General features: G+C 58.4%; 24 protein-coding genes and 1 tRNA gene. 8 read left to right on the plus strand and 17 right to left on the minus strand.

Annotation, left to right across the window (positions count from 1 at the left end; genetic code table 11):
* Positions 1-93: 93 nt before the first annotated feature.
* Genes HMPREF3135_RS00005 through HMPREF3135_RS00015 form a run of 3 tightly spaced genes read right to left on the minus strand, consistent with a single transcriptional unit; the run spans position 94 to position 2,015 of the window.
* Positions 94-693 carry a hypothetical protein gene (locus HMPREF3135_RS00005; protein WP_005511781.1) on the minus strand — a complete coding sequence of 200 codons (600 nt, stop codon included), beginning with the start codon at positions 691-693 and terminating at the stop codon, positions 94-96.
* Between the two features lie 8 nt (positions 694-701).
* On the minus strand, positions 702-1,376 hold the full coding sequence (locus HMPREF3135_RS00010; RefSeq protein ID WP_070437203.1) for a hypothetical protein: 675 nt from the start codon (positions 1,374-1,376) through the stop codon (positions 702-704).
* Between the two features lie 45 nt (positions 1,377-1,421).
* On the minus strand, positions 1,422-2,015 hold the full coding sequence (locus HMPREF3135_RS00015) for a hypothetical protein (protein WP_016421574.1): 594 nt from the start codon (positions 2,013-2,015) through the stop codon (positions 1,422-1,424).
* Between the two features lie 518 nt (positions 2,016-2,533).
* On the opposite strand from HMPREF3135_RS00015, the gene HMPREF3135_RS00020 reads away from it, so the two are divergent.
* Positions 2,534-2,725: a hypothetical protein gene (locus HMPREF3135_RS00020; protein WP_049191052.1), complete on the plus strand. Its 192-nt coding sequence runs from the start codon at positions 2,534-2,536 to the stop codon at positions 2,723-2,725.
* 50 nt (positions 2,726-2,775) lie between these two features.
* Here HMPREF3135_RS00020 and HMPREF3135_RS00025 read toward each other — a convergent pair whose 3' ends face one another.
* Positions 2,776-3,543: an FMN reductase gene (locus HMPREF3135_RS00025; RefSeq protein ID WP_070437205.1), complete on the minus strand. Its 768-nt coding sequence runs from the start codon at positions 3,541-3,543 to the stop codon at positions 2,776-2,778.
* Positions 3,540-4,664 (minus strand): CE1758 family FMN-dependent luciferase-like monooxygenase, encoded by a 1,125-nt coding sequence (locus HMPREF3135_RS00030; protein ID WP_070437207.1) that lies wholly within the window; start codon positions 4,662-4,664, stop codon positions 3,540-3,542. Before HMPREF3135_RS00030 ends, HMPREF3135_RS00025 begins: the two co-directional genes overlap by 4 nt.
* 138 nt (positions 4,665-4,802) lie before the next feature.
* Between HMPREF3135_RS00030 and HMPREF3135_RS00035 the strand changes: the two genes are divergently transcribed.
* The 3 genes from HMPREF3135_RS00035 (at position 4,803) to HMPREF3135_RS00045 (ending at position 8,874) form a co-directional block, all read left to right on the plus strand.
* A complete protein-coding gene (locus tag HMPREF3135_RS00035) occupies positions 4,803-5,339 on the plus strand; it encodes a YceI family protein (RefSeq protein ID WP_070437209.1) in 537 nt (178 codons plus the stop codon).
* Between the two features lie 147 nt (positions 5,340-5,486).
* Positions 5,487-6,857, plus strand: a complete 1,371-nt coding sequence (locus tag HMPREF3135_RS00040; RefSeq protein ID WP_269667829.1) for a pyridoxal phosphate-dependent aminotransferase — start codon at positions 5,487-5,489, stop codon at positions 6,855-6,857.
* Positions 6,858-7,353: 496 nt separating this feature from the next.
* Positions 7,354-8,874, plus strand: coding sequence for a YibE/F family protein (locus tag HMPREF3135_RS00045; protein WP_070437211.1), 1,521 nt, complete (start codon positions 7,354-7,356; stop codon positions 8,872-8,874).
* Here HMPREF3135_RS00045 and HMPREF3135_RS00050 read toward each other — a convergent pair.
* The gene (locus tag HMPREF3135_RS00050) at positions 8,871-10,253 is read right to left on the minus strand and encodes a UDP-glucose dehydrogenase family protein (protein WP_070437213.1); all 1,383 of its coding nucleotides are present in this window, start codon (positions 10,251-10,253) and stop codon (positions 8,871-8,873) included. The two genes, HMPREF3135_RS00045 and HMPREF3135_RS00050, sit on opposite strands and share 4 nt — an antisense overlap.
* Positions 10,254-10,454: 201 nt before the next feature.
* Positions 10,455-11,036 carry a dCTP deaminase gene (dcd, locus tag HMPREF3135_RS00055; RefSeq protein WP_038626826.1) on the minus strand — a complete coding sequence of 194 codons (582 nt, stop codon included), beginning with the start codon at positions 11,034-11,036 and terminating at the stop codon, positions 10,455-10,457.
* A gap of 207 nt (positions 11,037-11,243) precedes the next feature.
* Between dcd and HMPREF3135_RS00060 the strand changes: the two genes are divergently transcribed.
* Positions 11,244-11,317 (plus strand) — tRNA-Gly (locus HMPREF3135_RS00060).
* 149 nt (positions 11,318-11,466) lie between these two features.
* Here the strand turns inward: HMPREF3135_RS00060 and HMPREF3135_RS00065 are convergent.
* The 10 genes from HMPREF3135_RS00065 to HMPREF3135_RS00110 form a co-directional block, all read right to left on the minus strand.
* Entirely contained in the window at positions 11,467-12,858 is a 1,392-nt protein-coding gene (locus HMPREF3135_RS00065) for an ABC transporter ATP-binding protein (RefSeq protein WP_070437215.1), read from the minus strand.
* On the minus strand, positions 12,855-13,541 hold the full coding sequence (locus HMPREF3135_RS00070) for an energy-coupling factor transporter transmembrane component T family protein (protein ID WP_070437217.1): 687 nt from the start codon (positions 13,539-13,541) through the stop codon (positions 12,855-12,857). Before HMPREF3135_RS00070 ends, HMPREF3135_RS00065 begins: the two co-directional genes overlap by 4 nt.
* The gene (locus HMPREF3135_RS00075) at positions 13,534-14,130 is read right to left on the minus strand and encodes an MptD family putative ECF transporter S component (protein ID WP_070437219.1); all 597 of its coding nucleotides are present in this window, start codon (positions 14,128-14,130) and stop codon (positions 13,534-13,536) included. Before HMPREF3135_RS00075 ends, HMPREF3135_RS00070 begins: the two co-directional genes overlap by 8 nt.
* A gap of 34 nt (positions 14,131-14,164) precedes the next feature.
* The gene (locus tag HMPREF3135_RS00080) at positions 14,165-15,913 is read right to left on the minus strand and encodes an ABC transporter ATP-binding protein (protein ID WP_070437222.1); all 1,749 of its coding nucleotides are present in this window, start codon (positions 15,911-15,913) and stop codon (positions 14,165-14,167) included.
* A complete protein-coding gene (locus HMPREF3135_RS00085; protein WP_070437316.1) occupies positions 15,910-17,697 on the minus strand; it encodes an ABC transporter ATP-binding protein in 1,788 nt (595 codons plus the stop codon). The genes HMPREF3135_RS00080 and HMPREF3135_RS00085 overlap by 4 nt, the downstream gene beginning before the upstream one ends.
* Positions 17,698-17,781: 84 nt before the next feature.
* The gene (locus HMPREF3135_RS11485; RefSeq protein ID WP_224433374.1) at positions 17,782-18,249 is read right to left on the minus strand and encodes a recombinase zinc ribbon domain-containing protein; all 468 of its coding nucleotides are present in this window, start codon (positions 18,247-18,249) and stop codon (positions 17,782-17,784) included.
* A gap of 15 nt (positions 18,250-18,264) precedes the next feature.
* Positions 18,265-18,654: a recombinase family protein gene (locus HMPREF3135_RS11495; protein WP_070429408.1), complete on the minus strand. Its 390-nt coding sequence runs from the start codon at positions 18,652-18,654 to the stop codon at positions 18,265-18,267.
* A 91-nt stretch (positions 18,655-18,745) separates the two neighbouring features.
* Positions 18,746-19,411 (minus strand): response regulator transcription factor, encoded by a 666-nt coding sequence (locus HMPREF3135_RS00100; protein WP_070437225.1) that lies wholly within the window; start codon positions 19,409-19,411, stop codon positions 18,746-18,748.
* Positions 19,408-20,577 carry a sensor histidine kinase gene (locus tag HMPREF3135_RS00105; RefSeq protein WP_070437227.1) on the minus strand — a complete coding sequence of 390 codons (1,170 nt, stop codon included), beginning with the start codon at positions 20,575-20,577 and terminating at the stop codon, positions 19,408-19,410. The genes HMPREF3135_RS00100 and HMPREF3135_RS00105 overlap by 4 nt, the downstream gene beginning before the upstream one ends.
* 56 nt (positions 20,578-20,633) lie before the next feature.
* A complete protein-coding gene (locus HMPREF3135_RS00110; RefSeq protein ID WP_083280580.1) occupies positions 20,634-21,965 on the minus strand; it encodes an MFS transporter in 1,332 nt (443 codons plus the stop codon).
* Positions 21,966-22,150: 185 nt separating this feature from the next.
* Here HMPREF3135_RS00110 and HMPREF3135_RS00115 point away from each other — a divergent pair, with 185 nt between their 5' ends.
* The 3 genes from HMPREF3135_RS00115 to HMPREF3135_RS00125 all read left to right on the plus strand — a co-directional run bounded on the left by HMPREF3135_RS00115 (position 22,151) and on the right by HMPREF3135_RS00125 (position 26,662).
* Entirely contained in the window at positions 22,151-22,630 is a 480-nt protein-coding gene (locus tag HMPREF3135_RS00115) for a universal stress protein (protein ID WP_005510532.1), read from the plus strand.
* A 196-nt stretch (positions 22,631-22,826) separates the two neighbouring features.
* Positions 22,827-23,021 carry a DUF2613 domain-containing protein gene (locus tag HMPREF3135_RS00120; protein ID WP_005510537.1) on the plus strand — a complete coding sequence of 65 codons (195 nt, stop codon included), beginning with the start codon at positions 22,827-22,829 and terminating at the stop codon, positions 23,019-23,021.
* Positions 23,022-23,050: 29 nt separating this feature from the next.
* The gene (locus HMPREF3135_RS00125; RefSeq protein ID WP_070437228.1) at positions 23,051-26,662 is read left to right on the plus strand and encodes an alpha-(1->3)-arabinofuranosyltransferase domain-containing protein; all 3,612 of its coding nucleotides are present in this window, start codon (positions 23,051-23,053) and stop codon (positions 26,660-26,662) included.
* The last annotated feature ends 4 nt before the right edge of the window (positions 26,663-26,666 follow it).

Below are 26,666 nucleotides of genomic sequence, written 5' to 3' on the forward strand. Positions count from 1 at the left end.
GGAAAAGACACACTTTTCTTTACTTAACCCCATATTCACTTTCACGAATATGCCCCTTTTACCCGTGCTGAGTGTGGAGAGAGAACTGTGTAACTACTGGATGGTCACCTCGACATGTCGCTCGCGCGGAGCCACACCGAAGTAGCTGCGCCCAATTGGCTCCCACGTCTTCGAGTTGGCGTTGCAGCGAACTGTCTGTCCGGCGAACTCGTCAACCAGGAATCCCCAGCTCAGACGACCAGTTTCACCCTTGCGCACTTCGTATGGTCCGATCTTCTGCCCGAGGCTCCAAACCATCTCTCGGGAGTATTCCCAGGAGTACTTGCGGTTGAGCTCCTTGCTGACCTTCACACTGACAGAGATATTGGTCCACCACTTCTTGGTCTTGGACTCCTTGATGGTCTGCGTCAGCGGAATCGGCTCATCACCGATGTCATTCTTCGTAGAGACAACGCCCTCAACGTCGTAGCGAGAGCCGGTGATTTCCACGAACTCAGCCACCGAACCCGGAGCTTCACAAGTGGTTCCCGGTGCCGGACCGCGGTCAACTGCCGCCGGCTTGGGCACTGGTACCCACTCCTCCGGCGCGAACGGTTCACCGGCTCCTGGATTCGGGGCAGCCACCGCTGTCGGAGCACCGAGTCCGAGCGCAAAGACCGTCGTCAAGCACATGGCGACAACACGCTTTTTCATAACTGCTCCTAGTCGTTAATCGTGGCGGATGCCGGGCCGCCGTCACCGGAGTTACCGCTGACAGGCGCCCACTGCTGACGGTGCTCGCCCTCCTTGGTGGTCTTGTGCCAGACCACGAAGCGAGTCGACGGCCCCTTGCCGTTGTACTCACCGAAGTAGGGCTCACCGCGCCACAGGCCGGTCTTCTGGTCACAGGTGCGAACACGGCCAATGAAGGACTTCATGTGCACGCCGTAGTCTGCGCGAACAGTCTCACCGGGGTTGACGGTCACCGGGCCCAGCTTGTCGCCAACCGACCACTGACTGACCTCGACGATGCCGTACTTGTTCTTCACCCCGTGGAGGAACACGTCCCACATATTTCCGGAGCTCATGGCCTTCACAGACTCGTTGACTCCCTCTGTCACCTCGAGGGTGTACTGAATAGGGCGGTCAGTGCGGTTGATGAATGAGTTAGTGCCGTTGTAGCGGTCCCATTCGTCGGTAATCCACTGCTCCCAGGGGTGACGCTTGGCATCCTTGACCGGGTCACACTTATCCGTGTTGGTGAAACCGGTGTGGTGCTCATCTTGGTCAGGGGTCTGGGTCAGCGGGGTCGCCGCGACCTGTCCAACGATGCCTGGCGCAAGAAGACTTGCACCCATCACCGCGCAGGCCAGGGCCTTCTTTTTCACGCTCAACATGGAGAAACTTCCTTCTACTTCGAGGCTTTAGGGGCTCTGGCCGCCTTAAACGGCGTACTCCTTGACCTGCGGAGCAGCACCGTCGACGGAGCGATCAGCTTCGTTGGCGCGCATGGAAACGCGAATGTGACGCTCCTTCGGGATGGTGCCCCAGTACGGACGACCCGCGTCAATCCACTTTCCGCCCTTACAGGTCAGGTGAGTACCTTCGAAGGACTGATTCAGGAAGCCATACTCCAGAACACCGGTGTAGCCAGGCTTGACTGGGTACGGGCCGAGGGTCTGGCCAACTTCCCAGGTCTGAGTGGACTGGTAGCCGGCGCTAAAGGTGACATGGAAGAGCTTGAGCAGGTCGAAGTCGACCGAACCGCCGACGTTCCAGGACTTGGTCTTGCCCTCCTTCAGGGTCTGGGTCAGCGGCAGGTCGGTGTCGCCGTAGTTAGCGACAGTCGCAGTACCTTCGACCTCGAACTTCGAGCCGGTGATCTTCAGGGACTGGCCGGACTGGCCTTCAACGGAGCAGGTGCCACCGACGGTGCCCGGGGTAGGGGCTGGGGCAGCTTCCGCCATCGGGGCGACAGCCAGCGAGGACATGGTAACCAGGGCTGCAATGGAGCCGGAGAGCAGGGTCTTCTTCACGGCGAAATCCTTTCAGGATGTGACGAGCAACTCGTAAGGAAATACTTGAACTGACACCTGCAAAGGTAAGTCGAAATTCAGCGTTTTGTAATGGAAAATTTTCGACTGACTTTACGACGGCCGCAGCGATTATCCACATAGTAAAAATGGAATCCCACCGATTTCTGTCACGCGAAAATACGACATCTAATTGACCCTGACCAGCAATTATGGGCGCAACAATAAGATTTCGTCGATCAATTTAAACGCATTAGAACTACGCCTTTTGAACCAATTCAAAAATGCCTCGGTCGGCCACTTGGTACTAGACAATCAACATTTCGGCCACTAGCCCACCTACATAAAGACACCAGAGAGTAGCCGAATGGCCACCCCCAGGCGCGGGCAGGTAGAGAGACCTCCACACTTCACACTCTTGATTAAATAGTTATGATTTCTTTATTAATCACTGGCGAAGTCCGGCAGTCCACAAAGCCCTGACACTTTGCCGAGGCAGATATCTTTCGGAGTACTACCTAATGTTTCGACGCACTTCCGTTCTTGCTACCACCATTGCATCCGCAGCACTTTCCCTGAGCGCGCTGACCGGCGCTCCGGCCGCTACCGCAGCACCGACAGCTACAACCAGCAGCGACGACCTGCAGGTTAAGGAATACGCTCTTTCCGATACCTTCTCTTGCGACTACTACAACCTCCCGTGGTGCCGCTAAAGAGCGCTGACCCCCTACCCCTCCTCTGCCGCCCCTTCACGTGAGCGCGGCTACTTCGCGGTGCCGTCGAGCCCCTCTAGCAGTGTGGCAAAATCCGTGACATTAGTATCCACCCGCGTGTTTGTACTGCGTCGCTGGTTCGGCTCGCCAACACCCCGATTCCCCTCGCTGGCCCCGCCCGCTGAATGCTCCGCACCCTTTTCTTCAGCTTCGTTCCCAAAATCTGGACCAAAACCGACTACGGCCGAGCGAACACCGACAAGGTACTCGGCAAGCTCACGAGCTGCACGCACCACGCGATTATTCATCTCCGCGCCGGACACTCCGCCGGCGCCATTTCCGGCACCATCGCCAGCACCAAAGTCCTCAGTGGCTGCAAATACAGCAGTCGGCATAACCGTGCCGCGCAGGTAGCTAAACAGCGGACGCATCGCATACTCCAGCACCAACGAATGCCGTGCTGTGCCAGCCGTCGCAGCAATAATGACCGGCATGGAAGTCAGCGCATCCTTATCCAGGGCGTCGAAAAACATCTTGAACAACCCAGAGTAGGACGCTGCGAACACCGGGGTCGCGGCAATCAATCCATCAGCACCGCTGACAGTATCGAGGGCGGTGCGCAATTTTTCGTCGTAAAGCCCTGTGGACATCACAGTGCCGAGACTGACAGCGAGTTCGCGCAGCTCAATGTACTCGATCTCGAGACCTTCGCCGCGCTTGGAGACCTGCACGTCAACAGCTTCCGCGATGCGATTCGCGAGGATGCGCGTGGTCGATGGGTCGGAAACGCCAGCGCTTACTACGACAAGCTTTCTCACTGCTGATTCCTTTCCGCCGGGCGGACCAGCAGGTGCGGGGAATCTGCGCCTTCGGCGACGAGCGAGGCGTGCGTCGGCGGGTCGGAGGGCACGTGTGCCGGACGGCGGCGCTCGAACTCTTCACGCAGGACCGGAACGATTTCGGTTCCCAGGATCTCAACCTGCTCCAACGCCATCTCCAGCGGCAGGCCGGCATGATCGATGAGGAAAAGCTGGCGCTGGTAGTCACCAACGGCATCTGCATAGCCCAGGTAACGTTCGATGATTTGCTCAGGCGTGCCGACGGTCAGTGGAGTGATGTTCTCGAATTCTTCCAACGATGGCCCATGTCCATAGACCGGGGCATTGTCGAAGTAGGGGCGGAAAATTTCCTTGGCTTTCTTCTCCGCCTCAGCGGCGAAGACCTGCCCACCAAGTCCGACAATTGCCTGATCAGCAGCACCATGACCGTAGTGCTCAAAGCGCTGGCGGTAGAGATTGACCATGGCTGTGGTGTGCTCGATATTCCAGAAAATGTGGTTATGGAAGAAGCCGTCCCCATAGAAGGCGGCCTGCTCAGCAATCTCGGTGGACCGGATTGAGCCATGCCACACGAAAGGCGCTACCCCGTCGAGCGGACGCGGAGTGGACGTAAAGGACTGCAGCGGCGTGCGGAATTGACCTTGCCAATCCACACTCTCCTCACGCCAAAGGGTGCGCAATAGGTGGTAATTCTCAATGGCCAGCGGAATCCCCTTGCGGATATCCTTGCCAAACCACGGATAAACCGGCCCGGTGTTGCCGCGGCCCATCATGAGATCCATGCGGCCTTCGGAAAGGTGCTGGAGGTAGGCGTAATCCTCGGCGATGCGCACGGGGTCGGTGGTGGTAATCAGCGTTGTCGAGGTCGACAGAATCAGATTTTCGGTCTGCGCTGCGAGGTTTGCCAGCAGAATCGGCGGGTTCGCCGGGGCCACAAACGGTGGATTGTGGTGCTGGCCGGTAGCAAATACATCAAGGCCAACCTCTTCAGCCTTCTTCGCTAGCGCGACAGTTGCCTTAATTCGCTCATGTTCAGTAGGGATTTGTCCGGTCGTGGGATCTTTTGTGACGTCGCCAATTGTAAAAACTCCGAATTGCATGGCTCCATATTAAGACCTTTTTGTTGACACGTCATCCCTCACCGGCTTATAGTTGACACGTCAACACCGGGAGTTGGTTCCGGCGGACAAAAATACTTCGAAACATTCGAGATACTTTTAACTTTTAGGAGATTCACTATGGCTCTTCAGTCTGGTAACTACGTTCTTGATGCACAGCACTCCACCGTTGGATTCACCGTTCGTCACGCTATGATCACTAAGGTCCACGGTCAGTTCACTGAGTTTGAGTCCGTTATTAATTTTGATGCCGACAAGCCGGAGAATTCCACGGCAAAGGCGACCATTCAGGCGAACTCCATCAACACCAACAATGAAGAGCGCGACAACCACCTGCGCTCGAAGGACTTCTTCGGCACCGACGAAAACCCGACCTTCGAGTTCGTTTCCACCGCTATCGAGCTCCAGAGCGAAGAAAAGGCCACCGTTACCGGCGACCTGACCATCAACGGCATTACCAAGCCGGTCACCCTGGATGTCGACATTTTCGGCTCCGCTGAAGACCCATGGGGTCAGACTCGCGTTGGCTTCGAGGCAGCTACCAAGATTGACCGCACCAATTTCGGTATCGATTACAACGCTCCTATTAAGACTGGCGGCCTGCTCCTTGGCAATGAGATTTCCCTGCAGATCGACGGCTCCGCAGTCAAGCAGTAACTAGCAGCCGGAACCCAGCAGCCAGAACCCCAGAAAAGCGTCCTGCATCCTCATGCAGGGCGCTTTTGCGCAATCAATGTGCAATTAATCTGCCCCCGCTGTGAGAAAAGCATGGTGCGGGAGCAAAAAAGTGGCATGCTTAGACAGGTGAGTTCCAGTAAAGACACTTCCCAGGGCACCGAAACCACCAACGAGACAACGCAGGACGCTCAGACTGCGCAGGCCGCTCAGGCCGAGCAGTCCCGCGCCGCCCGCGTTGCCGCCCGTCGTGGAAACATCAAGGCACCTCGCCGCACTCCGCTGAAGACACTGGACCAATCCTCCAAGCTGCAGAACGTCCTCTACGACATTCGCGGTCCGGTGACTACTCTCGCCGAGCAGATGGAGGCCGACGGCCACCGCATCATGATGCTCAACACTGGCAATCCGGCGAAGTTCGGCTTTGATGCACCTGACACCATCGTGCAGGACATGGTCCGGGCCCTCCCCCACGCACAGGGCTACTCCGAGTCCAAGGGTATTTACTCCGCACGCCGTGCCGTCGTCACGCGCTATGAGATGGACCCGGATTTCCCCCGTTTCGACGTCAACGACGTCTGGCTGGGCAACGGCGTCTCCGAGCTGATTTCCATCACCACGCAGGCGCTGCTCAACGAGGGCGATGAGGTCCTCATTCCAGCTCCGGATTACCCGCTCTGGACGGCAGCAACCACCCTCGCCGGCGGCAAGGCCGTCCACTACACGTGTGATGAGGAGAACAACTGGGCCCCGGATGTCGAAGACATTCGCTCGAAGGTGACGGATCGCACGAAGGCGATTGTCATCATCAACCCGAACAATCCGACCGGCGCGGTCTACACACGCCAGACACTCGAAGCCATCGTGGATATCGCTCGTGAGCACTCACTCCTGCTGCTTTCCGACGAAATCTACGACCGCATCCTCTACGACGATGCAGAGCACATTTCCACTGCCTCCTTGGCCCCGGATTTGCTCTGTATCACCTTCAACGGCCTGTCCAAGACCTACCGTGTGGCCGGCTACCGCGCTGGCTGGATGGTGCTGACTGGCCCGAAGCGCCACGCAGAGGGCTTTATCGAGGGCATCAACTTGCTGGCCAGCACCCGTCTATGCCCGAATGTCCCTGCTCAACACGGCATTCAGGTGGCACTTGGCGGTTACCAGTCCATCGAGGACTTGATCCTGCCAGGGGGTCGCCTTCTGGAGCAGCGCAATGTCGCCTACGAGGGACTGACCTCAATTCCGGGCGTGAGCTGCGTGAAGCCGATGGGCGCCATGTACGCATTCCCGAAGCTGGATCCGAACGTCTACGAAATTCACGATGACGAAAAGCTGATGCTCGACATCCTGCGTGAAGAGAAGATCCTGATGGTCGGCGGCTCTGGCTTCAACTACCCGACGCCGGATCACTTCCGAATTGTCACCCTGCCGTGGGCACGCGACCTGAAGGAAGCCATCGAGCGCCTGGGCAACTTCCTGGTCAGCTACAAGCAATAGCAGTACTTAAGGTTGCGCACGCTACTGGTTCTGCCCTTCTCACATATCGATGCGCTATTCACTTATGGACACACTGGAGCGCATCGATGAGTGAGTATTGCATCGATAGGTGGGCCATAGCGCTGATGACCACGGCTCGGCGCGCCGGAATGGCGGTACGCCTTCCGGTGCTGGTGCAGCGATTAGGTTATTAAGGGTGGGCAGGCATTCAAAAGATTCAATGAACTCTGACAACCAGCAACCTTTTCGCGTTGCTCCGGGTTCCGACATAGGTGCGCATCTCGACGTACTGAAGAACTCGAACAACGGCTCCCCTACCGGCCGGTTCCGGGCTGTCAATGCCGCGAATCAACCCAACTCTGCAACTTCGGCTGCCCCAGCACGACATGCAGAGCCTGCCGCACATTCAAAACCAGCACCGGCACGGCAAAACGAACCTGCGCAAGCCAAACCAAAACCAACGAAACCGCGGCACAACCCCACAAGAGCACGTCGCTTGCTGGCCACAGTTCTCACAGTTGCTGGTATTGCCACTTTCCTCGCAGTGATTGGGCTCTGGCCATCGGGTGAAGCTCCGAGCCCAGGGCCGGGATTCCTGCAGTCACAGACGTCAGCTGCAGAGACGGTTAAGGGAACCGTCGTAAAGCACAGCGTCGGCGCGTGCAATTCGCCTGACAACGGACGTGTCTTCGACGACCAGCCGCGGCCAGGGCTGACGGCTTCGCTCAACGACTCAGCTGCGCCGAAGTGCCAGCTCTCGGTCATTGAACTGACCTCAGGCCCAGACGAGGGCAAGAAGACTCTTTTGGAGGCATCCGGCCTGCCCGGCGAGATTGAGCTGGCGGAGGGCGACAAGGTCGTCCTGGCAATTCACCGCCCAAACGCGGCCGGTACCGGAGCTGTCGACAATGGTGCCGTGCCGGATCCGGGGTTGATGACACCAGCTCCTGGCGTTGTTCCCGCGCCTGCCCCTGAGGGAGCAGAGGGGGAGCCTGCTCCTGATGCTGAGGCTCCGGCACCGACTCCGGCACCAGCTCCGGCACCAGCTCCGGCCCCGGAGCAGGAACCAGCACCTGAATCCGGCGCAGAAGCTCCTGCTGCTCCTGCTCCACCCGCACCACCTGCCCCCGAGGCTCCCGCGGCCGACACTAACGTCGTCGATCTCGCACCTCATCAGGTTGTCGACACCGCTAGCATCGGGAACACCTACACCTTCCTGGACATGGATCGCACCACGACAATCTGGTTGTGGCTCGGCGCGGCAGTACTTCTCATCATCCTCGTCGGCATGACTCGCGGGGTCTTGAGCCTCATTGGTCTTGGCATCACGTTGGCCGCAGTGATGGGATTTCTGGTTCCGGCACTGCTACGCGGCGGCGATCCTGTGGCCTTAGCCATCACGGCGGGCGCGGCGATTCTCTTCCCAGTGCTCTTCCTCGTTCATGGCATCAACTGGAAGTCAGCTTCCGCACTGGCGGGAACACTCACCACGATGGTGCTGGCGGCGGGCCTGGCCAACCTCGCAATCTCCACGTCGCAGCTACGTGGTCTCGGCAACGAGGACAACCTACTTATTCAGCTTTACCTGCCTGACGTCTCCGTCACAGGTCTGCTTCTGGCGGGATTCATCATCGGCGCGTTGGGTGTGCTTAACGACGTCACCATCGCCCAGGCCTCTACCGTCCAGGAGCTCTACGAAGCAGCTCCGCGGTCGCGGCCTATGGAGGTCTTCCGCTCGGCAATGCGCGTCGGTCGCGACCACATCGCGTCGATGGTCTACACACTAGTACTGGCGTACCTCGGCACCGCACTGCCGCTATCGATTTTGTTAAGCGTCTCCGACCGGCCGCTGATGCAGGCGTTGACCTCCGACGTCGTGGCCACAGAACTGCTGCGTTCCACCATCGGTGCGGTCGCTTTGGTACTCGCGGTGCCGATTACCACCCTCATCGCCGCCTATACCGTGGCTCCGGAGGGTATGAAGTTTCCGAAGCGCTCGAGAGCGGCCAGTATTTAGCCGCGGCCGAGGCAGGTGACATCCCAGCCTGCGGCACGCCACTGATCGGTTGGCAGGCAGTTGCGGCCGTCAAGCACCGCTGCGCGCTTGACCAGTTTCTTCGCAACCACCGGGTCGATATCGCGGAACTGCTGCCACTCGGTGGCGACGACAACCATCTCCGAGCCTTCCAGAGCTGCTTCGATGCTCGGTGCGTACTCCAAGGTCGGGAAATTCTTCTTGGCGTTCTCCATGGCCTGTGGGTCGTAAACGCTCACCGAAGCGCCTGCCAACGACAGCGAACCGGCAATCGACAGCGCCGGGGAGTCACGCACATCGTCAGAGTTCGGCTTGAAAGCCGCACCCAGCACAGTCACGGTGTGACCGAGCAACGAGCCACCGAAGCTGCCGCGTACCAGGTCAACGGTCTTTTCACGGCGACGCATGTTGATTGCATCGACCTCGCGCAGGAAAGTCAGCGCCTGGTCAACGCCCAGCTCACCAGCGCGGGCCATGAATGCGCGGATATCCTTCGGCAGGCAACCGCCGCCGAAGCCCAGCCCCGCATTGAGGAAGCGGCGGCCAATTCGAGCGTCCATACCGATGGCGTCGGCAAGCGTGGTGATATCCGCACCTGTGACCTCACAGATTTCAGAGACCGCGTTGATGAAGGAAATCTTGGTGGCGAGGAATGCATTCGCCGACACCTTCACCAGCTCTGCGGTGGCGGTGTCCGCGACGATAAACGGCGTCTCACGCTCAAAGATAGGGCCGAAGCACTCGCGCAGACTTTCCTCAGCGATCGATTCGACTTCCTGACCTGCACCATTGAGGATCATGCCCGGCTTCTGGGTGCCCAGCACCACACGGTCCGGCTCGAGAGTGTCCTTCACCGCGAAGCCCTCGCGCAGGAACTCCGGGTTCCAGGCAATCTCGAGACTGGTGTTCTTCAACTCATCGTCGCCGGATGCGGCGCGCTCACTGATCATCTCCGCAGCCAGCTCCTGCAAGCGCGGTGCGGTACCGACGGGCACAGTGGACTTACCAAACACTAAATGCTTGCCGACGACGCGCTTGGCCAATTCGGTAACAGCTGCGTCCACATAGCGAACATCGGCTGCGTACGAGCCCTTGACCTGCGGAGTTCCGACACCTACGAAGTGGACGTTCGCAAATTCAACAGCCTCGTCGTAGTTAGTGGTGAAACGTAGTCGCCCCGACTCAACGTGCTTCTTTAGCAGTTCGGGCAAGCCGGGTTCAAAGAAAGGAACTTGGCCTGCGGACAATGCCTCAATCTTGGCGGGATCAACATCTACGCCGAGAACCTCGTGGCCTAACTCCGCCATCGCCGCGGCATGAGTGGCGCCAAGGTAACCCGTACCAATAACCGTAATACGCATAAGGGCTATTATTTATCGAAAGATAAAAGGCCCTCAAGCCGATTTAACCCTTAAATGGTGTGAACTAAAGGCCCATATTTAGGCTTTTCACCTGCGGAAACTCTTTATTGAACAATTGTTTCCATTTCTTCACCGAGAATTCACTCGGGGCTATTCACAATTCATTTATATTCCGAGTTCATATCCCGAGTTTCAGGTGCCTTATTCCTCATCACGGAAGTTCAGGTACGCACGCGACGGCGTCGGGCCGCGCTGCCCCTGATACTTCGAACCGAGCTTGCCGGAACCGTAAGGCACTTCTGCCGGCGAGGACATCTTGAACAGTGCCAGCTGGCCGACCTTCATATTTGGCCACAGTGCGATAGGCAAGTTCGCCACATTGGATAGCTCCAGCGTGATGTGACCTGAAAACCCTGGATCAATAAAGCCGGCGGTCGAGTGCGTTGCCAGGCCCAGACGCCCCAGCGAAGACTTACCTTCCAGGCGGCCTGCCAAGTTCGGAGGAATAGTGAAGTACTCCAGGGTCGATGCCAGGACGAACTCGCCCGGGTGAAGAATGAAGGGCTGCCCTTCTGGAACCTCGTGCGGGGACGTCAGTTCTTCCTGCGGCAACTTCGGATCGATGTGCGTGTACTGCGAGTTGTTAAAAACTCGGAAGAACTTGTCCAGACGCACGTCGATGGACGAAGGCTGAATCATCTTCGGGTCAAAAGGATCAATGCCGAGATGGCCGGAGCCTTCGGCATCGATAGCGGCACGAATATCACGATCTGAGAGCAACACATAGACCAGCTTAACCGCTCTGTAATGCACAGCGTGCGCGGGTTGCAGGATATGCCCGCGATAAATTCAGCGGAGCTGCTGCCAACCAATTTTTTCGACGCGAATCGAGAGTGCTACATTGAAGTTACAGAGGGCGACTGATTTCCTGCATGCCACACCTACTGTGCCAATCCCGTGGCGTGCTTTTAATCATTCCGCCTACTGTGTGCCGATGTAGTTCAATGGTAGAACTCCTGCTTCCCAAGCAGGCGGCGCGGGTTCGATTCCCGTCATCGGCTCCACTTAGACGTCGAAAATGATAAGTAGGCGTTTGCGTTAGCGAGTATGCCCCAAGGGGGTCAAGAAAATCGCTTGCGTTAGCGAGTGTATAGCGCGTTAACTCTGACCTGTAGAAACACTTTCCTCTCTTTCGGCTGAGTGAGCGTTTGCGTTAGCAGGCGTTGATTTGGTCGAGGTGGATAGCGTGGTCGGCGACCTCGGTAACGAGTTCAGCATCGTGGGTGATGACGATGACGACGGCACCAGTGTCAGCGAGTTTACGCATTACTCGGGAAATCGCGACAAGGTGTTTGTAGCCAACACCGGACGTGGGCTCGTCGAAGGTGTAAACTTTCTTGTTCGCAGCAAGCGCTGTAGCAATAACCAGACGTTGACGTTGCCCGCCAGAGAGTGCTTGCGGATGATCAGCCTCGTGGTCGGCAAGGTCGAGTTCTTCAAGGATCGCGTGGGCATCGATGTGTTGCTTTTCGGCTTTGGTCGTGCCGAGCGTGACTTCGTCGATGACGGTATCTGAGAACAACTGTCGGGTAGGGTCTTGCATCACAAGGTAGGCGTCGCGGCTGGTGAATTTTTGTCCGCCGAGTGTGATGGATGCATGTTTGGCTTTTTCTAGTCCGCAAACAATGCGTGCCAGTGTTGATTTGCCTGACCCGCACGGGCCGAGGAGTGCCGTGATTTTCCCTGCCGGAAACAACACGTGGTTAATATTGAGGACTGTGTTTCCGTGGCGGTAGGCAAAGGCGAGGTTGTCGATTGTGAGCCCTTCACCTTCTGGTTCGGGCAGGCTCGGCATGGATACGGGCACTAGGGATCGCAGCCCAAGCTGTTTGCGCTCCTCATCCGAGGTAGCGTAGAACTCTTCGCCGGTTGCGGTGAGGACAATCTTGCCTTTGTCGAAGCAGTAGACACGGTCGACGATCCCGGAAAGGAAACTTAGCCGGTGTTCAGCAATGATGATGGTGTGTCCATCGGCTTTGAGCCTGGCGATGAGTGTGGCGAGTTGGTCGATAACGTCAGCGGACAAGTTCGCGGTTGGCTCGTCAAAGACGATCAGCGACGTGTTGTTGCACATGGCGACGGAGCAGGCCACGCGTTGCATCTGTCCGCCTGATAGTTGTGTGACGCGGGATTCCAGCAGGTCGGCGATACCTAACTCGGCTGCGACCTCGTCAATGCGGGCACAGATCTCCTGCGGGTCGCGGCCGAGATTTTCTGGGCCGAAGGCGAGTTCTTGGCGCACGTGGGTGGTGTAGAACTGGGTGCGCGGGTTTTGAAACACTGTCGAACAGTGGTGGGCAAGGCGTGGCAGGTCTGTTTGTGCCACGTCAATGTCGTCGACTGTGACGTTTCCGGTAAGGTCGCCGTCGTGGAAGTGCGGGATGAGCCCGTTAAATAGCCGTAGTGCGGTGGTTTTTCCTGACCCGGATGCGCCACACAGCAAGGTGACGGTTCCGGGTGTGATGGTGATGGTTGCGTCGTTGATTGAGGGGTGGTCTGCTCCTCGATAGGTGAAGGTGACCCTAGTTGCTTGGGCTATTGTCATAGGACGATTCTCCATATCGCGAAGCCGATAACGATGAGCAGAATGACTGCGTCGACCACTCGGAATTTCACGACTGTGACTGAGGTGGGCTTTGCGGTTCCGCCCAGTCCGCGCACGAGGGCGGCCGATGCCAGTTCGTCCCCGCTGCGTACCACGGTCGATAGCAGAGGGATTGTGAAGTATTGCGCCGCACGCAGTGAGAGCACGGACATGCCGCGTAGTTTCATGGCATCTGAGATCGCTTTAACTTCGTGGCCGATCACGGGCAGCACACGTAACGCGACTGAGATCGGGATCGTGAAACAGGTCGGGATTCGTGAGCTGGCGAGTGCTTTTTGCAAGGTGGCGGGTCGGATTACGCCGATCGCGTAGGCTCCCATTCCTGCGCTGACGCTGAATCGCCACATCCACTGCAGAAACAGCACGAGGAACGCGCTGGCTGTTGATTTCCAGACCAGGGGTATCACGAAGACGAGTGTGCCGAGAGCCGCAAACGTGGCCAGGTAGACGGCCACCCAGCTCGGGCGCACGAGCGTGTTGGGGTTGATCGTAGCGCTCGTCAGCATCACGGCGGCGAATCCGCCCAGAGTACACACGAACCACGGCGAGTAGGCACTGTAGATCGTGGTGGAGACGATGACGAGCGCTGCGATAATGGTGCGCGGGTCGGGAAGTTTAGACAAGACCGGCCCGTTCAAAGTGTTTGCGCGCGACCCTGGTTCCCAACAGACCAGCAAGCCAGCCCACGATGAGCATCACGCCGAAGAAGCCCAGCAGAATCGGAATCGTGACGACCTGTGCCATCTTGGCGGCATACTCGGCACCCATTTGTTCGGCGATCTGCGACATATATGCGTCTTGGTTCATAAATAGCGGAATCCACGGGGAAACATAGATCGGCAGAATAAACAGTGCATATGCCAGCGGGACACGAACTTTCACGCTCTTCGGCCCCTTGGTGATCACCAAGTCAGCGAGCAGGCCGAACACAGCGGCGATCGCAATTCCTCCCACCCAGTGGCCGGTCACGAAGAAGAGGATTTCGATGATAATCAGCATGATTGTCAACGCCCCCATCTTCGGAGTGCGGGCAGTAAACAGCGCAAAGACGATGCCGTTAACGAGGATAGAAAGCAAGAAGCCGGCATACATGGCAGCCGGAATGAACCCGAGCATTCCGAATGCAAACACGATGACGAACATCAAGGCAGTGAAGACGCCGATATTGATGAAGTCGCGCGCGTTGAGGCGCGAGGATGTGGGTGTGGACATAGTTTTTCCTTTTATGTGCTGATATGCGCTGTGTTTAGACGAGTTGCCATCCGCCTGCGTTGATGCGCTCTTGCCAGAAATCGCGGTATTGACCCGGCTGGTTGACCAGCTCGTCGTGGCACCCGCGCTGGGCGATACGCCCACCGTGGGAGAGCACAATAATTTGGTCAGCTTGTCGAATGGTTTCAAGTTTGTGGGCGATCACGATCAGCGTGGAGTGCTTGCGTAGCTCATTCATCGCCGCAACAATATTGGCTTCATTTTCCGCGTCCAATGCGCTGGTGGCCTCATCGAAAAGCACGATCGGGGCCTTCTTCACCAAGGCGCGAGCGATAGAGACGCGTTGCCGTTCCCCACCTGACAGTGCACGCCCGCCAGAACCCGCCAATGAATTCCAGCCATCTGGGAGGCGGTTGACGATTTCCGTCACGCCCGACAGGTCAGCGGCCCACCTGATTTCTTCATCGGTGGCTTCTGGGTTGCCAAGGCGAATGTTGGCTTCGAGAGTGTCGTTGAATAAGTAGACGTCTTGGAAGACAAGAGACACCTGGCGCATCAAATCTTCGGTGGTCTGCTCGCGCACGTCCACTCCGCCAACGCGCACGCTGCCGGACTGCACATCCCAGAAACGTGCAACCAACCGGGCGATCGTCGTCTTCCCGCACCCAGATGGACCAACCAGGGCACACATGCCACCTTGCGGGACATGGAAGGAAATATCACGGAGAACCGGGGTGTCCGGATCGTAGCCGAAGGTGACGTCCTCGAAACGAACATCACCAGGGGCGTTTATCGGTGTAGAGGCATCGGGTTCGGACAGTTCGGGGGCATCCATGACCTTGTCGACGTGGTTCATCTGCTGGCGGCGTTCTTCCAGCCCGGTCATGCAGCCACCGATGTCTTGGAGCATGGTGGTGAACCGCAGGCACATGCCGATTGTGACCACGGCGTTCAGCGCATTCATTTGCCCGCCGAGGGCGAGTTGGGCGGTCAGCCAGATCATCACCACAATGAGCGCTTGAACGAACATCCCATTAATCAGGTTCGCTAGTGTTTCGATCCACAATGCTTTGCGACCCTTGCGGTCAGCCTGTTTGAATGCCCGATCAAGGGCCGGGTAGTCGTCGGCGACATGGCAGGAGCGCAGCGCGCCTTGGCAGGTGGCGAATTCGACCATGCGAGCCGCCAGCTCCGATTCGGCTGGTTCGGAAACCTTCTTGCCCTTATCGAGAAGCACACGGGAAATATGGAGGAAGGCAAGCATGATCGGGAACGCGATCGTCAAGGTCAGTCCCAGCCGCCAATCCCAGAACCAGGTTCCCACAGTGATCACCAGCACGGCCGAGAGTTTTTGGACGAGAGAGAAAATGAAATGTGCCGCCGACTCGCCCAAGTTCATCATTTCCTGGGTGACCATGCGCGACAGCCGTCCAGAGCTACCCGAATCGAACACTCCCAACGGTAGGCGGGCTACTTTGTTACCTACTGCCTGGTGGACGTCGTGAATGAATCCAAGCGCGCCGATATAGCCGGTGCGCATGCCATAAAACTCCGTGCCCACGCCCAGCACCGCGAACACCGCCAAGGCGATGAGCCAGCCCCAAAACGACAGCCCCCACACCGGCATTCCGGTCGCCAAGGCGCTTGCTGCAGGGAGTAGCGCGAGCAGGGCAAAGCCGTGACACAGTCCTGAGACCGCACCCCACGCTTGACCAACCGAAAGGTCTCGCCACGAGGCGGGTTCCATCAAACGCTTAAAGCGTGGCAGCAATAGTTGATTCATCGTGTCATCTCCTCGCATGCACCTTGGGCAAGAAGTGCCTGATAGTGCGCATTACCCAACAACTCGTCGTGTTTACCGACCACAGCAATGCCCCCGCGTTCCATGACGACAATCTGATCCGCGCCCCTGATCGAGGCCAGTCGGTGGGCGATCACAATCACGGTTCTGCCTTTGGCAAGAGTCGAGAGAGCTTGTTGGATTTTCGATTCCGATTCCGGGTCCGCCATCGCCGTCGCCTCGTCCAGCACCAACACTGGGGCATCAACCATGAGCGCCCGGGCGATCGCGATACGGGCTGCCTGCCCGCCCGAAACGTGGGTGTCCTCCCCCAACACAGTGTCGTAACCATCTGGCAGGCTCATGATGAACTCGTCGATCTGCGCTGCTCTCGCCGCCTGCCGCACCTGATCCAAGGTTGCGTCTCGCGCGCCCAGGGCAATGTTGTTGTGGATGGTGTCGCGAATAAGCTGTGCATCTTGCAGGACGAATGCGACCGTCGAATACAACACATCCTGGGAAATGCTCTTTAGATCAACCCCGCCGATGGTGATCGTGCCAGCGTCCGGGTCATCAAAGCGGGCCATCAAACTCGCCAACGTCGACTTCCCCGCACCCGACGGGCCAACCAGCGCGGTCACCGTGCCTGCCGGAATGCTCAGGCTCACCTCGTCTAATGCCTGGGTGTCGTCATAGGCATACGACACACCCCGAATCTCGATATCATGACCGTGTGGTGTCTGTGGCGCATCGGGCTGACTCAACGCCGGTAGCTCCATGACATTCACCAGCCGTACTGCCGCTGAACCTGCGAGCTGATAAGACCAGGCGATGGTTGCGACTGCCATCAACGCTCCCGGCAGCACCAAGGCAATCAACGTCGTCGCTATCACCTCGTAGATGCTCACCCAACCGGCGTTCATCATCAACGCGCCACCGCCAAGGTTCACGATCAACAACACCGGGATCGACACCCACGAAAATGAGGCGACCGACATCGACACCAGCGGCATACACCACGCCCGGTAGAACTTAGAAAACTCGTTAGCTGCATCTAAATAGGCTTTATGTGCTTGGCCAACCTTGCCGAACGCTTTCACCACTGAGATACCGGCAACGAACTCGGCCATCGTTGCCGAAACCTGAGCAAGCTTGGTGTCCATTTCCGCGGTCTTCTCATTCATCCCACGCATCGACATGCCATACATGCCCACATAAACCGGAATCGTCGCAATCGACAGCAGAGCGAGCCGCCAATCCACCACGAACGCATAGGCCAACAAGGCGAGCGGGGAGACGATTGCGTTCAGTTTCTCGATCGGCCCGTGTGCGATCACTGTGTGCACCGTGGCCGTATCATCCTGAATGGTCTTGCGGATCTTCCCTTCGCCCTCGCGGGTAAACCACGACAGCGGAGCAGTCGACATTCGGGCGGCAATTTGCCGACGCATCTGATTACGCAACGACAGGTCAATAAAATGCGTCACGCCCAACGCAACAAAATACAAAGTCAACCGCGCCATGTAAGCAGAAACAAGGAGCATCACGATCCAGTTCACCCGCGCCGGGTCCACCCGGTCTTGCATCAGCGCAGCTCCCAGCTCCACCAAAGCCACATAGGGTGCGATAGCCAACACCCCAGAGGCGAACGTTAAGGCCTGCGCGATAAACAGTTTGCCTTTCACCGGCTGCGATAGCTGACGGATCGCGTTCTGGCCAGCGACTGATTTTTCCTTCGCCGACCCATACTCGCCTTCAACAACCCGATCCGTTGCACTTTCGTTCACGTAAGCACCATCCTTCTTAGGCATGCCTAACCTTACTATATTTCTGGGAGGTGTGTCTACTGTGCACGTCAACTGATACGAACATCACCCTTTCAGGGCAATCCTCACCTGTTCACCGGTGCGGAACACGAACCGGATCGCGTCCTCGGTGACAATGGCGTGGTCGATAAGTGCGCTCCATTGTGCGGGGTGAAACTCGCTCACAGGTTCCCCTGTCAGATCATTCAGGGTTGTGGTGATGGCGGCGTGCTTGGCGGTGTTCGCTGCGATATCTTTTTCCAGGCTTGTTCTACGTGCGAGCGTCTTACGGTAGGTAGTATCGAGTTCGGCGTACGCGGATTGGCAGGCGTCCTGGTCGAGCGCACACCGCTGGTTTTCCGCAATCAGCGCTTCGATCTGCTCGTCTTTCACCGTCGCGCTGCTGCAGGGATGTTCGTCTGTGTATTTATGGTTGCATTGCCAAACTGCGTCTTTGCATTTCGTGTTCGACGCCCACGTTTTACGCCCATACCACGCCCCACACCGAGCACATTCCAGCCGGGTGGAGAACAACCCGACTTTCGCTGACTATATGTTGCCATGCCTGGTGGCGAGTTCGTATTGCATCTGATCCCAGATACGCGGTTCGGTAATCGGCTCATGATTACCTGATACATAGTATTGGGGTACTTCGCCTTCGTTGACCTTCATCTTCTTAGTAAGGAAATCGGTGGTGAACGTCTTTTGCAGCAGGGCGTCGTCCTTGTATTTTTCGTTGGACAGGATGGAGCACACTGTCGAGGTTGACCACACTTCTTTCCCGCGCGGGGTGAGAATCTTGCGGGCAGCGAGCTCGGTTTTAATCTCACTGATCGCTATCCCATCAAGGAACAGCTGGTAGATCAACCGCACGGTCGGAGCCTGCGTCTCGTCGATGACGAGGCTTCCACCCTCGCCTTTCTTATATCCGAGTAGCACCAATTACCCATAATCCCCACGCCGACTCCCGTTTCGAAGGAGTCGGCGCGGGGGCTTTTGCGTGGGTATGGAGCTGATTCAGGGGCGCAACCTAAGCCGACGGCGACGACGACGGCGACGGCGACGGTGCAGTGTATCTCAGCCACCGCAACACTGCTTTAACACGACGGTTGCTATCCTCCGGCTGGAAGCCGAGCTTTAAAAACACATTCGCCACATGCTTACTCACTGCACCAGCGGTCAGCACCAGGCGCTTTTCCATTTCCTTATTACTAAGCCCCTGCGCCATCAGGTCGAGCACTTCGCGCTCGCGCGGGGTCAGCGCGGCGATGCCGTCCTGCTTTGCAGTAAGCAGCGTTGCGACCACTTCAGGGTCAACCACGGTACCACCACCACGCACTTCTTCCAGTGCTGCGACGAAGTGGTCGACATCCGAGACGCGTTCCTTAAGCAGGTACCCAAAGCCACCATGCTGCAGCAGGCGATCCAGATAACTGGCCGCTACGTATTGACTGAGCACCACAACCGGCTGGTCAGGGTTGTCCTGGCGAAGTGTGGAGACCGCGAGCAGTCCGTCGTCACGCATGTTCGGCGGCATCCGGACATCGGTGACGATGACATCGAACGCTTGCCCTTCGGCGGTGGCGAGCAGCTGATCCGCATCGCCGACGGCGACGACCTCGTGCCCCAGCGCCCGCAGCAGGCCGGTTAGCCCCTCGCGCAGGAGTACGGAGTCCTCTGCCAGCAGTATTTTCATCGTGTCCTTCCTTGGCGAACGGGCAGTTCCAACCGCAATTCGGCACCACCGTCGGCGTTGGTGAGCGACACGGTGCCACCGAGCGCTGCCGCCCGTTCCCGCAGGCCTGCAATGCCGGTTCCATCGTCATGCTTTACGAGGTCTACAGCGTCCGCCCCCGATGGTGCTTCCAGGCCTACGCCATTGTCGCGCACGGTGACCGTAAGCGTACCGAGATGGGACACGAGCGCCTTCTTTGGAGCCTGAACCGCAAGAGTGATCTCGGCGCTGTCGGCGTGACCATGTTTGGTGGCATTGGTCAACGCTTCCGCTGCACAGTGGTACGCCAGCAACGCTGTGGTCTCATCGAGCGGGCCGAAGTCGGAGACACCATCTTCATGGACGGCTACCTGCATTCCGGAGTGCGCGGCCAGTTCCTCCACTGCTGCCACCAGACCGTTTTCAAACAGTACCGGCGGAGCAATGCCAAGCACCACCGAGCGCAGCTGTGCAAGCGCCTGCGTTGCATTGTTATCGGCGGCGGTGAGCGCCTCGGCTACCTCTTCTTCAGTCTTACCCATGCGAGCAGCGGCAATGTTGAGTTTCAAGGCGGTCAGGTGTTGCTGAGGGCCGTCGTGAAGCTCGCGTTCGATGCGGCGGCGCTCGCCTGAGAAGGAGTCAATGAGCACGTCGCGGGATTGGGTAACTTCTTCGCTGGATGGTGCGAGGATGACGCGGGAGAGCCAAATGGACAGCAGGCCGGCACCGAAGTTGATGGCGATGGTCAGCGCCAAAAAGAGGATGGCGAAAACCCAGGCAACAGCAATTTTCTGTGTTGGGTCCGTCAGAGTCCAGCTGAAAAACTGCACTTCATCAACCAGGAAAGGTGCAGCGAAGAGCACACCGACAGTGAAGCCGCCGCCGACCCACGCTGTGAAGGTGACAAAGCCAATGGCCAACTGGACGAGCAAGTTGACGAAGTTGCGGATGTCGAACCAACGATTGGTCACGCGGTTGGCAATCGGGGTGCCGGACCACGATGCCACCCAGCGAGAGAGCCAGTCGGCACCTCGGCCGATGAGCGGAATCCACGGCAGAAGCACAACAGAGGCAATCAAACCCGGAATGAACAGCAGTCCGAGAATAAAACTCCAGGCCAGCGCGATTAAATTCTTTTTCTTTGTCATAGGTTCAAAGCTAAGTTGGCCCGGGTTCAAATGCAGTGGAGCTAACTCCCCTAAATTCAGTCGAGCTGAATACGCCCCGGCTTCTTTTCACCGATACCTCGGTCGGCCAGTTCGTCATCAATGTACGTTGGCCGACCGACAGCCAGCCCAAGCACTGCAAGCACGACCGTAGTACCAAGCAGTACGACCAGAATAGGTGTCCACGTTTCCGTCGTTCCAGCGGCCACACCCACCAGGAATGGCCCGACTGCGGAGAAAATGTAGCCGATTGGCTGCACGAAGCCGGACAGCCGCGCGGTCAGCTCATGGCTGCGCGTGCGGCCCGGAATCAGCGCGATAGCCATGGGGAAACAAAAACCACCCACGCCCAGCAGGAACGCAGCCCCAATCGCGTATCCAACACCAGTTTCCGCCGCTCCCCGCTGGTCGATCAGAATCATCAACGCGTACCCGAGGAAGAAAAGGCAGCCGAGACCAAAGGCGACGTAGGACATGGTGCGGAGCCGTGCAATCAGCGGTGGCATCAGCAGACCGCCGATGATGCCCAGCCCTTGAACAATCATGGATGCCGCGGTAGCTACGCTGACGCTGATGCCTGCGTCGATAAGCATTTTCGGCATCCAGCCCATCAGCACGTAAGCGTTCATCGACTGCACGCCGAAGAAAACTGCCAGCGCAATGGCTGTCGGAGACTTCCAGATTGGCGTGTTTGCCGAGGAGCTGACCGAGGCCTTCGGATAGTCGAATCCGATGCGCGCACGCAGCGGCAACCACACAACGAGCTGAACAAAGGCGGTGATCGCCCATACGGCAATCGCCCAGCGCCACATATCGACGCCACCTGTGGACGCTTCGGGTGAATCGCTAATCAAAAACGCCGTCGCCGGCCCCAGTCCGCCCCCGAGGGCGAGCATGCTCGAGTACAACATCATCAGCACGACGGCATGACGGCCGCCATGCACCTTGATCCACGCAGGTAGCAGTACATTTCCCAGCGCAATACCCGCAACCGACAACGCCGTAAACAGAAGGAATAGCCAGATGCTGCTCACCCACGGGCGCACCGCAAGGCCGACGAATAGCAACGTCGCAGACAGTGTGAGTGCACCGCTTAAGCCCATTCGCTTGCCGACGGAAACCGCGGACAACCCAATCGCGAAAAATGCGAGCCCCGGAATCGCCGTAATCAGACCACCAAAGGCGGAGGAAGCGCCAAGGTCGGATAGGAGCTGATCAAGCACCGGACCAATTGACGCGATACTCGGGCGCAAATTCAGCGCCGCGACGATTACGGCGATAACAAGAACGGGAACGCTGAGCGCGATGGCATTCTTCGAGGACCCAGCAGCCTTTGGCTGTGGTTGCCCTGGTTTTTCTTCTATCGCCATAACAATGGACGTTACCGCTTCCTGCTAATGACTCTCTAGCCGACCCGAGCCCGCTGGTTCGGGGAAGCTTAAAAAACTAGCGTGCTGAATGTTGCTGTTGTCCTATCCTGGACTACAGCGACATCTCTTTTTCTGTATCTATTGACAGTCTTTCGGCTATCTCTGACGTAAGGATTGAACTGAAAATGGTTGAACCGATTTCTGATTCCATGCTCATTGCCTATGACGGCTCCGACGAAGCCAAGCGGGCGCTGGCCTACGCCGGAAAACTGCTGCGCGTTAAGAAGGCCTACATTCTGACTGCCTGGGAGCCTCTACAGCGTGCTGCTGCTCGCACTGCTGGCGCCTCCGGCATGATGCAGCCCGACTGGGATGCCACTACTGAAGACGGCGATCCGGCACACGACGAGGCTGTTCGTATTTGCCGTGAGGGTGTGCAGATTGCCGCTGAGGCCGGCTTCGTCGCCGAGCCTTACTTGGTAGAGACCGAAACTACTATCTGGTCGGCCATCGTCGATGCAGCTCACGACCTCGATGCGGGCGTGATTATCTCCGGCACTCGCGGTGTGACTGGTTTGCGTGGTCTGTTTACCGCCTCGACCTCTGACGCGTTGCTGAAGAATGCTGGCCGCCCGGTCCTTGTCGTTCCGGGGGAAAAGGAATAATTTCTAGAAAACTTTTAAAAACTTACTTAGCTGATAGAAAATGGGTTAATCTCTCAACTAAGAAAACTCAATGACCGCTGAAACCACCCAAAATTCAAGGCAGGGAGAGATTCCCAGCTGTTCCACTGGTTTACAGATGTCACAGAGTGTAGTTTTATAAACAGTATTGACTTAATGCACACGAGGAGTCCTCAACATGGCATACGAAACTGATTCCGAGCAGCGTCGTAGCGTTGGCCCTGCCCTGGCCTCGGCGCTCATTGGCGCCCTTCTCGGTGGTGCCGCTATCTTCGGCATCGGCCAGGCTCTGACCGAAGACCGAATTCCGGAAGCACAGGCTGTTTCCACCGATGACGCTCTGCTTGGCGGTGTCGAGTACGGTCAGCGTTAAGCCCTTAACGCTAACCCTCCTTTAACGCTATGCCCACCTTTGTTCGAGCGCGTAAGCGCGTGCTTGTACCTTGGTGGGTTTTGCTGTGCCTGCTGGCATTCATCCAGTCCCCCGGCAAGACTGTCGCTGACACAAAGCACGACCTGACAGAAGACCCCATCGGGTTTTTGTCCGCCTCGCTCAACATGTGGTCAGACACCATGCCACTGGGACAGCTCCAAAACCAGGCATATGGCTATCTCTTTCCACAGGGCACATTCTTCGCGCTGTTCAGCTTGCTGCCCGATGTCCTAGCGCCCGGCTGGATCATCCAGGCGCTGTGGTGGAGTCTTACTCTCTGCTTGGCTTTTACTGGCGCATATCGCGTGGCCGAAGCTATAGGCGTCGGCACGCATACCTCTCGCGTACTGGCGGCGTTGTTGTACGCGTTGTCGCCGCGCGTGATTACGACGTTGGGCGCGATTTCGTCCGAGACCTGGCCCGTAGCGCTGGCACCGTGGATTCTGCTTCCGCTCCTGCGGGTCGCGGCCCGGCGCGAGGAACTGCCCTGGCGTGCGACTGCCCGTGCCGTATTGCTGTCCGGTCTAGCGGTACTGTGCACTGGCGCGGTCAATGCGGTCAGTACAGCTGCGGCTTGCATCCCCGCAGGTCTGATGCTGCTCTTCTTCGCTTTTACGGGGCCTCGCCGCGGGCGTGCGTGGGCGATGCTCGGCGGTTGGCTGGCTGCGTGTGCAGCGGTCAGCATGTGGTGGATCGTGCCGCTACTACTGCTGGGCAAGTACTCGCCACCGTTTACGGACTACATCGAGTCCTCCGGCGTGACCACTCGTTGGTTGAGTCTCGGCGAGACGCTCCGCGGCTCCACTTCGTGGACCCCGTTTGTCTCTTTCGAGCGAGTCGGCGGAAATGCGCTGGTCGCGGAGCCCATCCTCATTTACGCCACTCTGGCTGTGGCGGCGATTGGTCTGCTTGGCTTGGTCATGCGCTCACTGCCGCTGCGTCGGATGTGGCTGATGATGCTGCTCATCGGGCTTGTCATCGTGGCGGCCTGGACGGAGCCATTCGGGCTGGTGTGGGAATCGGCTCGAGAGGTGCTCGATTCCACGCTCGCAGCAGTACGCAACCTGCACAAATTCGACACAATTGTGCGCCTGCCACTTGTTATCGGCTTCGCTCATGCGACAGCCCAGCTGCCATGGCCGTGGCGAGAGTCGGCGAACGAGCACAAGAACGAGCCGGCGAGCGATTCAGCAGCCACTGGCTGGCAGCAGTGGCTGCACCCTGAGAAGCACCCGCGCGCTATCGCATCGATGCTGGTTCTGGTGGTTATCGCCAGTGCCACCGCACCTGCGTGGAGCGCCCGTCTCGCTCCGGCAGGCGGTTTTTCCGAGGTTCCGGGCTACTGGCACGAAGCGGCCGACTGGCTGAATGAGCAGGGCGAGGACACCCGCACGCTGGTGATGCCGTCATCTCCGTTTGCTGATCAGACATGGGGCAATACTCGCGACGAACCGCTCCAGCCGCTTGCCGACGTGCCCTGGGCCGTCCGCGATACCGTGCCGCTAGTACCCCCAGAGGCGATTCGCGGCCTCGATGGTCTGCGCAATTCGCTGACTCGGGGCCGCGAGGTACCGGCACTGGATGCCACCCTGCGCAACAATGGCATCGGCTATGTGCTGGTCCGCCACGACTTGAGAGTTACCTCGAGGGGCGATTCGCCGCGCGCCATCACCTCCACGCTGCAGGACTCCCCGACCATGGAAAAGGTGGCGGAGTTCACGGACGAGGACGGCCATACCGCTATCCAGATTTGGGGCGCGGGCCCGAAGGAGCTGCGCAATCACGCCCTTTCGCCGCGGTTGGTGGACACTACACAGGTGCCGCTGGTCGCCGGTGGTCCTGAAGTGCTCCCGCGGCTTGATGAGGTCGATTCCGATGCCCCGGTGCGCATCCTGTCCGGTAAGAACGCCGGCACTGTCACCGACACTCCCGCACGCCGCGGCCGCAACTATGGTGAAGTCGTCGGAGCGGAGTCGGCAATCCTGGCCGAAGACGAGGACTCATATGTCCGCAACCTCGTTCCGGACTACCCCGTCGCGGGACTGCCACTGACGCAGACAGCAACGGGTCGCGCCACAATTGAGGTTTCATCGTCGGCCTCTGAGCCATACAACGTCGGTGGTGCATCGGCTGACCACTCGGTCAACGCAATGCTCGACGGCGACACCTCTACCTGGTGGGAACCCCTGGCAGGCAAGAGTCAGGCTGAGTGGGTCAAGCTGTCGTGGAAGGAACCGACCGATAACGCAGTGCTCAGCCTGACCGGTGCTCGCGTTCCGGCGCAACTGCGCATCCAGACCGATACGGCTTCCAGCTCCGTACAGTTGGTCCCGGGTGAGACGACCCACATTCCGCTGCCCGGCGGCAAGACCACATCTGTGCGCATCACAGCAAAGATTGCTCCTGTGGGGTTTGCTATCTCCGAGCTAGGACTGGTGATTCCAAAGCGGGACACTGGCTTCGACGCATTCGAATCCACCAACTCCGATTCCGATGAAGAGGCGGGACTTTCCGCCGAGGATATAGCAGAGGACCTCACGCCGGTTCGTGTCCCGGTGGTACCGAATTCCTCGTCGCTGGCTCAGCGTTGGGTCTTTGGCCAGGAGATTCACGAGGGCACGCTGGTGCGCCTGTTCACCGTTCCGAAGCCGGTAAAGGTGAAGGTCGATGCTGATACCTGCCGCAGCAGCATCGGAGACCCGTGGGCCAGCCTCCAACGAGGTGACGGTTCTGATCACCGCGAGCTGACCTGTGGTGAAGAGATTGAGCTCTCGCCGGGGCCATGGCGCATCGATGCCAAGTCCGATTGGGTATCGCTCACCTCGACTGGCTACTTCGCGCCGTCAGCCGAGCAGCAGAAAGCCACGCCAATCGACCTGAACAGTCCTATTGACCCTGCCGACCACGATCGCATCGTGTGGCTGCCAATCTCTGTCAATGCCGGCCACGAGCTTCGTGTCGGAGGTGCCGCCATGAAGCCGGTAACGGTCTCTGGTTGGCAGCAGGGTTGGACAATTCCGGCTGGAATTGGTGGTGCAGTCGAGCTGACCTATCCACCGCAGCAGACCTGGCGTACTGGAATCCTCGCAGGCGGCGCACTCGCAGCTGTGTACGCACTGGTCGCTGTGGGGCTGGCTTTCGCTTGGCGACGATTCGCTCTCACCGCCCCGATTTCCGTATCTTCGCTGGGCAATGACTTGCCGCGGGCGGCTATTGGCATTGCGGCTGCCGCGACAGTGACCCTGGTATCCAGCTGGCCTGGTGTGGTCGTTGCCCTCGTCGTGGTTGCCGCTACCCTTGGTGCGGTTTTCTGGGCACGGAAGCGTGGGGACGTCGTCAAGCCATGGCTGAACGTGCGAAACGCACTAATTGTGGCGCTTGCTGCGACGATGTCGATTGCGGGCTTGGTGCTGGCGGCGAACCCATGGCCAAAGGATGACTACGCCGGTGCCGGCTGGCCGCTTCAGTTACTGCTGACGGCGGCGCTGACAATCGTGGCGTGCTGCTCGATGCTTTCCGGTAGCGGTGCTGATGACGACACCGACAGAGATGCTAGCGACACCGACAACACCGCTGATTAAAAGC

This window comes from Corynebacterium sp. HMSC14H10 (genome assembly GCF_001807105.1).
GTDB lineage: Bacteria > Actinomycetota > Actinomycetes > Mycobacteriales > Mycobacteriaceae > Corynebacterium > Corynebacterium jeikeium_D.